General features: G+C 68.9%; 11 protein-coding genes. 8 read left to right on the forward strand and 3 right to left on the reverse strand.

Annotation, left to right across the window (positions count from 1 at the left end; genetic code table 11):
- The first annotated feature begins 69 nt into the window (after positions 1–69).
- The 3 genes from ACFQ9K_RS00510 (at position 70) to ACFQ9K_RS00520 (ending at position 2,237) form a co-directional block, all read left to right on the forward strand.
- Positions 70–534, forward strand: a complete 465-nt coding sequence (locus ACFQ9K_RS00510; protein ID WP_378719739.1) for a MarR family winged helix-turn-helix transcriptional regulator — start codon at positions 70–72, stop codon at positions 532–534.
- Positions 535–538: 4 nt separating this feature from the next.
- Complete coding sequence (locus ACFQ9K_RS00515) at positions 539–1,528, forward strand: zinc-binding alcohol dehydrogenase family protein (protein ID WP_378719736.1); 990 nt, start codon at positions 539–541, stop codon at positions 1,526–1,528.
- A gap of 136 nt (positions 1,529–1,664) precedes the next feature.
- A complete protein-coding gene (locus tag ACFQ9K_RS00520) occupies positions 1,665–2,237 on the forward strand; it encodes a hypothetical protein (protein ID WP_378719735.1) in 573 nt (190 codons plus the stop codon).
- A 225-nt stretch (positions 2,238–2,462) separates the two neighbouring features.
- Here the strand turns inward: ACFQ9K_RS00520 and ACFQ9K_RS00525 are convergent, their stop codons facing one another.
- Both ACFQ9K_RS00525 and ACFQ9K_RS00530 read right to left on the reverse strand, forming a co-directional pair.
- On the reverse strand, positions 2,463–5,330 hold the full coding sequence (locus ACFQ9K_RS00525; RefSeq protein ID WP_378719733.1) for a BTAD domain-containing putative transcriptional regulator: 2,868 nt from the start codon (positions 5,328–5,330) through the stop codon (positions 2,463–2,465).
- A gap of 148 nt (positions 5,331–5,478) precedes the next feature.
- Positions 5,479–6,909 carry an MFS transporter gene (locus ACFQ9K_RS00530; RefSeq protein ID WP_378719731.1) on the reverse strand — a complete coding sequence of 477 codons (1,431 nt, stop codon included), beginning with the start codon at positions 6,907–6,909 and terminating at the stop codon, positions 5,479–5,481.
- A 126-nt stretch (positions 6,910–7,035) separates the two neighbouring features.
- Between ACFQ9K_RS00530 and ACFQ9K_RS00535 the strand changes: the two genes are divergently transcribed.
- Positions 7,036–7,605 (forward strand): TetR/AcrR family transcriptional regulator, encoded by a 570-nt coding sequence (locus ACFQ9K_RS00535; protein ID WP_378719729.1) that lies wholly within the window; start codon positions 7,036–7,038, stop codon positions 7,603–7,605.
- Positions 7,606–7,610: 5 nt separating this feature from the next.
- Here ACFQ9K_RS00535 and ACFQ9K_RS00540 read toward each other — a convergent pair whose 3' ends face one another.
- Positions 7,611–8,615 carry an AraC family transcriptional regulator gene (locus ACFQ9K_RS00540; protein WP_378719727.1) on the reverse strand — a complete coding sequence of 335 codons (1,005 nt, stop codon included), beginning with the start codon at positions 8,613–8,615 and terminating at the stop codon, positions 7,611–7,613.
- Positions 8,616–8,684: 69 nt separating this feature from the next.
- On the opposite strand from ACFQ9K_RS00540, the gene ACFQ9K_RS00545 reads away from it, so the two are divergent.
- The 4 genes from ACFQ9K_RS00545 (at position 8,685) to ACFQ9K_RS00560 (ending at position 12,731) form a co-directional block, all read left to right on the forward strand.
- Positions 8,685–10,190, forward strand: coding sequence for a flavin-containing monooxygenase (locus tag ACFQ9K_RS00545; protein ID WP_378719724.1), 1,506 nt, complete (start codon positions 8,685–8,687; stop codon positions 10,188–10,190).
- A gap of 125 nt (positions 10,191–10,315) precedes the next feature.
- Positions 10,316–10,726, forward strand: coding sequence for a nitroreductase family deazaflavin-dependent oxidoreductase (locus tag ACFQ9K_RS00550; protein ID WP_378719723.1), 411 nt, complete (start codon positions 10,316–10,318; stop codon positions 10,724–10,726).
- A 49-nt stretch (positions 10,727–10,775) separates the two neighbouring features.
- Positions 10,776–11,696 carry an LLM class flavin-dependent oxidoreductase gene (locus tag ACFQ9K_RS00555; protein WP_378719720.1) on the forward strand — a complete coding sequence of 307 codons (921 nt, stop codon included), beginning with the start codon at positions 10,776–10,778 and terminating at the stop codon, positions 11,694–11,696.
- 276 nt (positions 11,697–11,972) lie between these two features.
- Positions 11,973–12,731, forward strand: coding sequence for a class I SAM-dependent methyltransferase (locus ACFQ9K_RS00560; protein ID WP_378719718.1), 759 nt, complete (start codon positions 11,973–11,975; stop codon positions 12,729–12,731).

Consider the following 12,731-nt stretch of genomic DNA (forward strand, 5'->3'; position numbering starts at 1 on the left):
ATGGAATGAATATTCTGAGCGTTGAACTGCTTCAACTGGTCAGTGAACATGACAAGGAATGGAGTACCCGTGGCGGAAGCGCGTCTGGTCGAGTTGTTCGACCAGCTGGTTCGGGTGGAAATCCTGCTGTGGAATGCTGTCGAGCGCCGACTGCGCGACGACCACGCGATGCCGCTGCCCTGGTTCGAGATGATGCGCGTCACCGACCGCCTCGGCGGCGCGCGGGTACGGGACATCGCCGAGGCGATGATCATCACCGAGGGCGGCGCCAGCAAGATCGTCGATCGGGTGCAGGCCGCCGGCCACGCCGAACGGCAGCGTGATCCCGCCGACGGCCGCTCGCATCGAATCACGTTGACGCGCAGCGGTGCCCGTCTGCTGCGCGCCGCGACGGCGACGGTCGAGGCCGAACTCGCCGAACGGATCGGCGCGGTACTCGGTCCCGACACCGTGGACCGTCTCGATGCCACGCTGCGCCTGCTCCGCTCCGCCAACCTGTCCGCCGCGCCCACGGCGGAGCACGAGAAGGAGTAATCGAATGTCCGCGATCCCCACCACCATGCGGGCCGTCGTCTTGGCCGGCCCAGGTCCCTTGGACGCCCTGCGGATACGGGACCTGCCGGTCCCGGCGCCGCGACCGGGTGACGTGCTCATCCAGGTAAAAGCGTTCGGCCTCAACAGATCCGAACTACACACCCGCCTCGGACTGGCGGAGGGCGTCACTTTCCCGCGCGTGCCGGGCATCGAGGCGACCGGTATCGTCGCGTCCAGTCCCGGCGGCGAATTCGAGGTCGGCCGGCAGGTCGTCGCGATGATGGGCGGCATGGGCCGCACCTTCGATGGTGGCTACGCGGAATACACCTGTGTCCCTGCGGCCCAGGTGATTCCGTTCACCAGCGCACTGGATTGGTCCACCCTCGGCGCCGTCCCGGAAATGCTGCAAACCGCCTACGGTTCGCTCACCGTCGGCCTGGACGGCCAACCGGGTCAATCGATTCTGATCCGCGGCGGCACCTCCTCGGTCGGCGCGGCCACCGTGGTCCTCGCCAAGCAACGCGGCATGATCGTCTACGCGACCACCCGCAACCCGGCCAAAGCCGATGCGCTGAAACACCTCGGTGTCGATCATGTGCTGATCGACCACGGCGAGGTCGCCGACCAGGTCCGCCGGATCACCCCGGACGGCGTCGACACCGCCCTCGAACTCGTCGGCACCCCGACCCTGCCGGACACATTGCGCGCCACCAGGATCCACGGCGTCGTCTGCTTCACCGGCATGCTGTCCAACGAGTGGGTCGTCGAGAACTTCTATCCCATCGGCTATCTCCCGCAGGGCGTCCGCCTCACCGCCTACGGGGGCGACGCGAGCGACCTGCCCGCCGAGGTCCTGCAAGACTTCCTCGACTCGGCCGCCGCCGGGCGGATCACCATCCCGATCGACCGCGTCTTCACCCTCGACCGGATTCGGGAAGCGCACGCCTATATGGAGTCGGGTGGCGCCACCGGCAAACTCGTCGTCACTGTCTGAGCCCGGTTGTCGCTGCCGCTCGGATCACGGCCCTGGCCAGAGTTTTTCGCTGCCGACGATGCCCTTCCCGTGCGCAGGCGATGCCGATATCATCGGGGCGCCGCGACCTGATCGAGGTCGCGCCGGGGAGGTATCGATGTCGGACGAGTGGACCGTTGGCGCAGCGGCGCAGCGCATCGTGGAGCTCGGTCTGGTGGACCGGTCGGTGGTCACCGAGAAGCTGAACGCGGACATCCTCGACGAAACGCTCGACTACTTCGGCGACGACCACCAGGGCGTGCTCGGTCTGCTCGACGAACTCGGGCTCCGCTACACCACCGAGTACAAGATGTTCAAGGGCCTCAGCGTGGCGGGCGACGATCGGCTGAGCAGGTACCGGTACGAATTGGAGCTGATCGCGTCCTGCACGCAGGGGCTGATCGCGATCACCGAGATACAGCTCGTCGACGGCGCGGACGGCGGGCAGGAGTTGAGCTTCCGCTGCAACGGCCACCCGCAGTCCTGGCCGGTGTATCCGGGCCCGGACGAGGACCTCGAGGCGCAGCTCACCTTCGCCGAATACGTCGACACGCTGGTTCCGGACGACTCACCGGCGCGCTGGTGCGTGCCCGATCCGTCGGATCCGGACGTCGGCTCGGAATTCGTGTTCGGTGACCCCGCCGCCCTCAATCAACTCGGCGGGGCCTTCGACCTGACTTTCGAGCCCTGACGTCGCGGGGTCCGCGCAACGCCTCGCGCACCCCGCGAGCGCGAGTCGGCGCGGACCCGAGTGACCGCTCGGTCCCAGTTCCGGGCGGTCGCGAGTCCGCACGACCCCTCTCCTGCGCACCATTGGCGATGGTGTGGTCGCATCGACTCAGCAGGATGCCAGCCGCGGTTCAGCGACCGATAAATATCGAATAAACGTTCGTTATTCGGGGCGGCGGAACCGCGCTCACTCCGCGCCGGTGCCGAACAGCCGATCGATGCTCGGCGGCGAAAGCCCCGCGCGGGTGAAGATCTCGGCCGCCTCGCGGAACTCCTGCTCGGCGCGCACCCGCCGACCCCGCGCCGCCAGCGCGGCGGCATGCAAGGCCATCGCGCGCGCCCGATCGATCGGGTCGGCGGCCTTGGTCAGCAGGTGCAGCGCGCCGGCGGCATGGGTCTGCGCCTCGTCCACATTGCCTGCCTGTAGATGGATCTGCGCCAGCCGGGTGCGCGCCCAGCCCTCCCACAGCCGCACGCCGTTGTGCTGCGCCGCGCGCACCGCCTCGCCGCCGAGCTCGATCGCGCGCCGATGCTCGCCGAGCATCGACAGGGTGGCGGCCAGTTCGTGCGTGGCCCAGCCGAGCGCGACCGGATTGGACGCCTCGCGGGCGAGCGCGATCGCCCGCTCCGCCATCTGCACAGCCTCGTCGTATTGCCCTGCCTCGCAATAGGTTCGGGTGACCAGCGCCAGGCACCAAGCCTCCATCGAACGGTCGCCGAGGGTGCGGGTGAGCTCCGTGGCGTGGTCGAAATGCCGATGCGAGGCGGACGCGTCGCCCATCCGCCGGGCCGCGACACCGAGCAGCACGGACGCGAGCACCGAGAGCCTGCGGTCGACATCGGTGGCCGGCGGCCCGGAGACCGCGCGCAGATGCGGCAGGCTCGCCTCCACCTCGCCGAGCCCGACCTGGAGCAGCGCGCCGAGCGCGGTCCGGATCCGGCGCTCGGCGGCCAGGTTGTCCTCGGCGATCGCGGTGTCCAGCAACGACTCCAGCGCGCGGGACAGCTCGCGCGCGCCGGTGCCCGCGTCCATCAGCTCGGCCATCACCCACGCCAGATCCGCCGCCACGTCGAGCGCCCGGCCGCCGATGCGAGCCGCCTGCTGATGCAGCGCGATCACCACCGGACGCTCGATGTCGTTCCACGCCTGCCCGTCCGAGCCGCTGGCGAAGGCGCGGCCGGGGACGTCGGTCGCGACCAGCAGCCGGGTGGTGTTGCTGTAGTCGATCGCGCTGAGCAGGTTCTTCGCGCTGGCCAGGTGATAGTCGAGCACCCGGACCAGCACGGCGGATTCGTCCTCGTCGGCCACGCCGCGCGCGAAAAGCCGGAGCAGGTCGTGGAATCGGTAACGGCCGGGTGCGGTGGTCTCCAACAGGCTGAGGTCGACCAGGGATTCGCACACCTCCTCCGCGTCGTACGCGGAGATGCCCAGGATCGCCGCGATGGCGTCGATGGACAGATCGGGCACCTCCGCGAGCGCCAGCGTGCGAAAGGCCTTGGCCTGCGCGGGAACCAGCTGCCCGTAGCCGAGCCGGAACACCGCCTCGACCGCGAGCTCTCCGGTCTTCAGCACGTTCAGCCTGCTCTTCTCATCGGCCAGCCGTTCGGCGAACGACGCGATCGTCCACTGCGGCCGGACCGCGAGCCGAGCGCCGACGATCCGCACCGCCAGCGGCAGCAGGCCGCATTGCGCGACCACCGCGAGCGCCGACTCCACTTCGGCGCCAACGCGTTCCGCGCCGAGGATGCGGACGAGCAGCGCCATCGCCTCGGCCGTCTCCAGCACGTCGAGCCGGGTGCGGGTGACCGCGGGCAGCTCGGTCAGCGCGGACCGGCTGGTGATCAGCACCGCCGATCCGGCGAGCAGCGGCGCCACCTGCGCGTAGTCGCGCGCGTTGTCCAGCACCATCAGTATTCGCCTGCCGGACAATCGAGTTCGCAGTTCGGCGGCCCGCTCATCGACGCCGGACGGAATATCGCCCTCGGCGACGCCGAGCGCGCGCAGGAAGCCGCCGAGCGCGGCGCTCGGGGGAGTGGGCACCGGATCGACGCCGTGCAGGTTCGCGTATAACTGCCCGTCCGGGAACCGATCTCGCACCCGGTGCGCGACGTGCAGGGCGAGGGTCGTCTTGCCGACCCCGCCCATGCCGCCGACCGCGGAGATCGCCACCGCGCTGCCCGCGCCGGTCAGCTGCGCCGCCAACTCGTCGACCAGTCGTTCGCGGCCGGTGAAATCGGCGATGTCCGGCGGCAATTGGGCAGGCACCTGCTCGGCGCCGGGCTCGGTGCGGGATTCGGTGATCGCGGGCATCGCGCCGTGCAGGATCCGCTCGTGCACCACCGTCAGTTCCGGTCCCGGCTCGACGCCGACACCGTCCACGAGCGCCCGGCGGGCCTGGGCGTAGGCGTCGAGCGCGTCGGACTGGCGGCCGCAGTTGTACAGCGCGGTCATCAGTAGCGCCCGGAACCGTTCGCGCAGTGGATGTTCCTCGATCAGCGAGGTGAGCTCGGCGACCGCGTCGGCGCTGCGCCCGGTCTCGATGTCCAGCGCGAGCCGATCCTCCAGGATGGCCAGCCGCCACTGCTCGAGCCGCGAGCGCTGCCGCTCGGCGAACGGACCGGGCAATCCGCTCAGCGCCGTGCCCTGCCACTTGCCCAGCGCGGCAACCAGATTCGCCCGCGCCGCGGCGGGCCTGCGGTCCCGGTCCTGGCCCGCCGCCGCGACGAGTCGTTCGACCTCCGCGACATCGGTCGACCCCGGCGGTATCCGCAGTGCGTAGCCGTCTCCGATGGACACCAGCACCGTCGACGGACCACGTGCGGGCCGATCGGGTTCCAAGATCCGGCGCAACTGCGCGACATGGGTGCGCAGCGCGGCGATCGCGCGCGGCACCGGCCGCTGTCCCCAGATGCCCTCGACCAGCTCGGCCGCAGTGACCGCGCTGCCGGCACGCAAAAGCAGGGCCGCGAGCACGGCCCGACGCTGTGGCGGTCCGAGCGGTAGCGCTTGCTCCCCGCGCCATGCCCTGACCTCGCCCAAGACCACGAACTGCACCAACCGACCTCCCGAACGCTGGGAGTTTAACGCGGCGCCGCGGCGCGACCGGGGAGCGGATCTTCGGCCATGTCGGATACGCGGAAAGCCGGCGGTCCCGCGCCGTGAGTGGGCGCCGAACCCCCGGCTTGCCGCGTCGAAGGCTGGATCAGGCGGTCGTGCGGGTGCTCCGGAAGGTGAGCGCGACCAGGAAGGTCAGCACCGCGATGCCGACCGCCACGGCGAACGCCGTCGTGGTGCCGCTGACCAGCACCTGCTGGGGCGATCCGGTGGCGCCCCGCGCCGCCGTGCCGAACACCGTGACCAGGATGGCCAGGCCGAGCGCGGCGCCGGTCTGCTGCAACGTCTGCAACGCACCGCCCGCCGCGCCTGCGTCGCTCGGCGGCACGCTCGACATGATGATCACGTTCAGCGGCGAGAACGCCAGTCCGATACCGAATCCCATCAGCACCATCGCCACGAACAGCAGCGGGAAGTATCCGCTGTCGGTGCGCAACTGCGTCAGCAATGCCAATCCCGACCCCATCAATGCCGTGCCGATCAGGGTCACCGGCTTGGGCCCGAACCGCGGCAGCAGCCGGGGGATCAGCCGGATCATCGTGAACATCAGCACCGCGGTCGGCAGGAAGGCGAAACCCGTTGCCAGCGCGCTCAATCCGCGCACCTCCTGGAGGTACTGGGTGAGGAAGAAGAACATCGACATGCCGGCCATCGGCCCGAGGAACATGTTGGCGTAGGCGGCGGCGCGATTGCGATCGGTGAACAGCCGCAGCGGCAGCAGCGGCTGTGCCGTCCGCAGTTCGATCGCGACGAAGGCCACGAGCAGGAGCACGCCGGCGGCCAGCGAGATGTCGGTGGTCTCGTTGCCCCAGCCGTTCGACGCGGCGCTGATGAAGCCGTAGACCAGCGCGGCCACCCCGGCGGTCGCGGTCACGGCGCCGGGTAGATCGAGGCGCGCGGGCCTGCGCGCCGCGTCGGGCAGGTAGCGCAGCGCGAGCAGCACGACGACCAGGCCGAACGGCACGTTGATGAACAGCACCGAGCGCCAGCTCAGCCATTCGGTCAGCAGGCCGCCGAGGATGAGGCCGATGGCGAAGCCCGCGCTGGACATGCCGGAGAACAGCGCGAGCACCCGCATCCTGGCCTTCGGTTCGCTGAATGTCGTGGTCAGCAAGGCGAGGGTGCTCGGGCCGGCCATCGCCGCGCCGATGCCCTGAACGACGCGGGCGACCAGCAGCGAGGTCGCCGACGGCGCCAAGCCGCCGGCCAGCGAGGCCAGGGTGAACAGGGTGGTGCCCGCGATGAACAGGTTGCGCCGGCCGAACAGGTCGCCGGCCCGGCCGCCGAGCAGCAGCAGGCCGCCGAAGACCAGGGTGTAGGCGTTCATCACCCAGGACAGGCCGGTGGCGCTGAATTCCAGGTCGGTGCGGATGCGCGGCAGCGCGACATTCATCACGGTGATGTCGAGGATGATCATCAATTGGCAGGTCAGCAGGGTGACCAGCACGAGGCCGGAACGGAACGGCCGGGTGCTCGGCGCGGACGTGGTTGCGCCCGCGGAGATGGTGTTCGTGGACAAGAAGCGCTCCATCGATTCGTGAGCTAAACGGAGAGAGTCTCCGGTTCCGATGGAGCTATCATATGGAGAGATTCTCCGTTTACGCAAGACTAACCGGAGACTTCATCCGTTTCTACTGGAGGGGTCGTGGCCGAACCGTCGACCGCGCGGCCGATGCGGGCCGACGCGCGGCGCAATTATGAGCGGATCGTCGAGTGCGCGCGCGAGGCCTTCGCCGAGGACGGCCCCGAGGTGCCGTTGGACGACATCGCGCGCCGCGCCGCGGTCGGGCCCGGGACGCTGTACCGGCACTTCCCGAATCGGGAGGCGCTGATCGAGGCGGTGTATCGGGCCAGCATCGAACGGCTGAGTCAGCGCGCCCACGAGCTACTCGAAACGACCTCTCCGGCAGCGGCGTTCGAGCAGTGGATGCGCGAGCAGGTGGAGTTCGTGATGGACAAGCGCAGCCTCGCGACCACCTTGAAGGCGTTGATCGACCATGACTCCCGAACGTTCACCCTGTGCCGGGGCCTGATGAACGACGCGGCCGCCGCGCTGCTGAAATCCGCGCAGGAGGCGGGCGTGATCCGGACGGACATCGAGCCGCGCGACATGCTGCGGCTCGGGCACGGCATCGGCGTCGCCTGCGAGAAGACGCCGGAGGCCGCCGAACGGCTGCTCGGCGTCACGCTCGACGGCTTGCGCGTCGCCAGATAGCCGGCTCAGGTCCGGTCGCGGCGAATCGCGGTCGGCGTTGTGCCCCACCATCTTCGGCAGCAGCGGGTGAAGGTCGACTGCTCGGAGAGCCCGATGACCGAGGCGACCTGGCTCATCGGCATGTCCGTGGTGGTGAGATAGCGGCGGGCCTCGTCGCGGCGGACGTCGTCGAGGATGGTGGCGAAGGTGGTGCCCTCCGCGGCAAGCCGACGCTGAAGTGTGCGCGGGTGGACGGTCAAAAGCTTTGCCACGGAACCGATTTCCGGCGCGATGGTGCCGAGCAGCTGTTGCACGGTGGCCCGTACCTTGGGTACCACCGAGCCGTCGATGCCGCCCGCCTGCCCCGCCAGGAAGGCCATCGCCAATCGGTGCAGGTTCTCGTCGCCGCCGCTCAGTGGCAGCTCCGGCAGATTCCGCGGCACCCGTAGCGCGGCGTAGGGCCGGTCGGTCCGCACGGGTGCGCCGAAGAATTGCTGGTAGCGGGCGATCGGCGCGGGCGGGCGGTACGGCAGCTCGACCGACAGGAGCCGGTAGCGGTCGCCGGCCAGTCGTTCGATGGTGTGATGTACGAACGCGAGGCCGAGATCGGTGGCCTGGATCGGCGACAGGATGCCGGGCTGGACGCCATAGTGCAGCGCGATCACGCCGCGATCGCCGTAGGGGTCGGGTTCTGAGGTCAGCGTGAGCGCGCGGGCATGCAGGAACAGATAGCGCGCCGAGCATTCCAAGACATGGGTCAGCGACGGCGAGTTCCGGATGGCCAGCGCCAGTGGGCCGAGCATGTCGAGGTCCTGGCGGAGCGAAATGCGCAGGCCGAGGTCGTCGCAGTCCAGCCGCTGCGCGGCCAGTTCGAGCACCGCGGCCAGCGCCTGATCCGGGATCAGCAGGTCGTCGGTGTCGAGCGCGGCGATCGGCAGCCCGCAGGCCATCGCGTACTGCTCGGCGTCGCCGCCGAGTTCGGCCACCGTCGCGCGGAAGCCGCGCAGCCCGGCGGATCGGATCACGCTCATGTCGTCCAGAGTCAAATAGTTGTCGTGCAAAGTCAAGAATGCACGTCCAATCGGTTTCAGACTGGGACCATGAGCGAGACCGTAGCCACCGAACACCTCGATGTCGTGATCGTCGGCGCCGGACTGTCCGGCATCGGCGCCGCCTACCGGTTGCAGACCGAATGCCCCGGCAAGACCTACGCCGTGCTCGAGGCGCGCGCCGCGCTGGGCGGCACCTGGGATCTGTTCCGCTACCCCGGCATCCGTTCGGACTCGGACATGTTCACCCTCGGCTACCCGTTCAAGCCGTGGCGGGAGGCCAAGTCGATCGCCGACGGGCCCTCGATTCGGCGGTATATCAACGAGACCGCCGAAGAGTTCGGCATCGATCGGCACATCCGCTATCAGACCAAGGTGGTCGCCGCCGACTGGTCGAGCGAAACCGCCAGGTGGACACTGACTCTCGAAGAGCGCGACGCGGCGGGTGCCGTGGCGCAGCGCGAGCTGACCTGTGGCTTTCTCTACGCGTGCGCGGGCTACTACAACTACGACCACGGCTATACCCCCGAATTCCCCGGTCTCGCTTCGTTTTCCGGGCAGGTGGTGCATCCGCAGTTCTGGCCGGAAGACCTCGACTACGCCGGTAAGCGCGTCGTCGTGGTCGGCAGCGGCGCCACCGCGGTCACCCTGGTGCCGTCCATGGCCGGGCAGGCCGAGCTGGTGACCATGTTGCAGCGCACGCCGACCTGGATCAGCGCGGTCCCCGGCCGGGACAAGTACGCCGACCGGATCCGGGACCTGCTGCCGCCGAACCTGGCGCACCGGGTGATCCGGACCAAGAACATCCTGTTCTCCATCGGCTTCTATCAGTACTGCCGACGCCGCCCGGCCGCCGCGCGCAAGCTGCTCACCGCGCTGACCACGCGAATCCTCAAGGACGAGAAGGCGGTTGCCGAACACTTCACGCCCACCTACAACCCGTGGGACCAGCGCCTGTGCGCGGTTCCGGACGCCGACTTCTTCCGGGCGATCAAGAAGGGCAAGGCCGAGGTCGTCACCGACCACATCGATAGCTTTGTGCCGGAGGGAATTCGGCTGAAATCCGGCCGAATTCTGCGGGCGGACATCGTGGTCACCGCCACCGGCCTGCAGATGCTGCCCTTCGGCGGCATCACCCCGCGGGTCGACGGCGCCCCGGTCGTCCTCGCCGACCAGTTCATCTGGCAGGGCGCGATGCTCACCGGACTGCCCAACTTCGCCGTCTGCGTCGGCTACACCAACGCCTCCTGGACGCTGCGCGCCGACCTCAGCTCCCGGCTGGTCTGCAAGATCATCAACCACATGGACCGCCGTGGTTACGCCGCCGTCGTGCCCGAGCCCGACGGCAAGCTCAATCGGCAACCGCTGCTCGACCTCGCCGCCGGCTACATCCAGCGCTCGATCGCCGACTTCCCGCACCAGGGCGATCGCCACCCCTGGAAGGTCCGGCAGAACTACCTGCTCGACTCCGCCACCACCCTGCGCACCGACCTGAACAAGACCCTTGCCCCCACCCCGAAATCGGCCGTCCGCGCACCGGTCCTCACGCTGCGCTGACCGTCGAACGGGACATCCCTGCGGCCCTCGCCCGCGTGTCGCCACGGTGATGTCCCGTTCACCGGGGTGATCTTCTCGATAGGGTTGGGTGGAGGGGGCAGGTTGGCGATGTGAGGAGTTCTGAAATGTCCGACTGGAACGCGAGCATCATCGAGGAATTCCGGAGTAACGCGGGCAAGGTGGGCGGGCCTTTCGAGGGCCACGATCTGCTCCTGCTCACCACCACCGGGGCCAAATCCGGCCTCCCGCGCACCAGCCCGGTCGCCTTCATCCGTGACCAGGGCCGGGTCATCATCATCGCGTCCAAGGCAGGCGCCCCCACCAGCCCCGACTGGTACCACAATCTGCGCGCCAACCCGGAGGTCTCCGTCGAGATCGGCACCGAGACGCACAAGGCCACCGCCACCCCGATCACCGAGGGCCCGGAGCGCGACCGCCTCTACGCCGCCATGGTCGAGGTCATGCCCGGCTTCGCCGAATACGAACAAAAGACCGACCGAGTGATCCCCGTCGTAGCCCTCACCCTCGAGGACTGACGAGAGCGACCGGCGGTGCTCGCCGGACTGTCGGGTTAGGGTCGGGAGCATGCGATACGCGATCTCGATTCCGCAGCATGCCGCCGATGGGGAGTTTCGGCCGAAGGAACTGCGGGAGTATCTGGATCGGGCGGAGGAGCTCGGGTTCGAGAGCGCGTGGATGACCGAGCAGGTGCTGGGGGCGGCGCCTAGTTCGAGTCCGCTGGAGACGTTGGCGTTCGCGGCGGCGTGCAATGAACGGATGCGGTTGGGGTGCGCGGTGTTCGTGACGCCGCTGCACAATCCGATGCATCTGGCGAAGCGAATCGCGACGGTGGATCAGTTGAGCCGGGGACGGCTCGAGGTCGGCGTCGGGATCGGCGGCCGGGGCCGGATGCTCTCGGCCTTCGACGTCGATCCCGACGACAACCTGGTGCGGCGGTTCAACGAAGGCTTGCGGCTGATGAAGGCGCTGTGGACCGAGCCGACGGTCGATCTCGACGGCGAGTTCTGGCAGCTGGCAGCGGCCGCGATGGAGCCGAAGCCGTTCCAGAAGCCGTACCCGCCCCTGTGGTTCGGCGGCAGCAAGCCCGCGGCGCTGCGGCGCGCGGTCCGGCACGGGGACGGGTTCTTCGGCGCCGGATCCTCGACCACGGCGCAGTTCGCCGAGCAGGTGCCGATCGTTCGCGCGGCGCTCGCCGAAACAGGCAGGGATACAGCGGATTTCCGCATTGCCAAACGCGTCTACATCGCCGTGGGCGACGACGTGAACCGCGCGCAGCAGCGGATGTCCGAGGCGCTGATCGCCCAGTACGGCGACTACGGCAAGACACTGCTGCCGGTCGCCGTCTGCGGTGCGCCGGAAACCTGCGTCGACGGGCTGCGCGCGATCGCCGCGGCCGGCGCCGAAATGATCCTGATCAACCCGCTTTTCGACGCGGCAGCCCAGATGGAACGCATCACCGCCGAGGTACTGCCGCGCGTCGGCTGACTCGGTCTGGGCGGCAAGCCGGAACCGCAGCGGGCCAACCGGCGCGCGGCCGTGGTGGATCGCCGCGGCCAGGTCCTCGTCCTGCCCGTAACCGGCGATGCTTGGGCCAGGCCACCATCGATCCGCGCGGTCACGGCACAGCTGGGCACAGATTACGCAATCGTGATGTAACCCTGCGATTTTGTCCTTTCCGTGCGGGCGCGGATCGGGCATCATCCGAGTGATACCGAATCGGTCTGGGGCAGTGGCCGGTTACCTCTGGCGGGGGGATTTTCCATGGATTGGGTCAAGCTGTTTTTCGAGACCGCGCCGATGTGGTGGGGTCCGCAGACGGTGCGCGAGTCGGACCGGCAGCGCGCGGCATCCATCGCGCGGCTGGCGGGCGACGGGGTTGAACGAGTCCTCGAATTGGGTGCGGGCAGTGGGACTACCGCGGTGGTGATGGCGGATCTCGGCTACTCCGTGACCGCGGTGGAACTCAGTTCGGTGCGCGCGCGGCAGGCGCGGGAACGCGCGGCCGAGGTCGCCGGGCGGGACCTGCGGATCATCGAAGGCGATTTCTATCAGATCGAGCTCGGCGCGCAATTCGACTGCGTGGTCTACTGGAACGGCTTCGGTGTCGGCAGCGACGCCGACCAGCGAAGGCTGTTGCGTCGGGTCAGCGGCGAATGGCTGCGCCCCGGCGGGGCGATGATCCTCGATGTGTTCAGCCCGTGGAAATGGGCCCGCGCCGCAGGGGAGATCGACCACGAGCAATACCTCGTCGACCTCGCGAATCTGACCGATTACGACCCGCTGACCAGTCGCTTCAGCGATCGATGGTGGCCGGTGGACAACGAATCCGAGGCGCTCGATCAGTTCGGACGCTGCTACGCGCCCGCCGACCTGTTGCTGTTGGCCGAGGGCACCGGTTTGATCGTCGAACGGATGGAACTCGACGGCGCGGAACTCCGCACGGACCAGCGGAATTCGACGACGCATCCGCTGTGGGACGCCTGGGAGTACCAGGCCGTGCTCCGCCGGGAGCCCGCCTGA

Origin of the sequence: Nocardia sp. NPDC056564 (genome assembly GCF_042793755.1) — a bacterium.
Taxonomy (GTDB): domain Bacteria; phylum Actinomycetota; class Actinomycetes; order Mycobacteriales; family Mycobacteriaceae; genus Nocardia.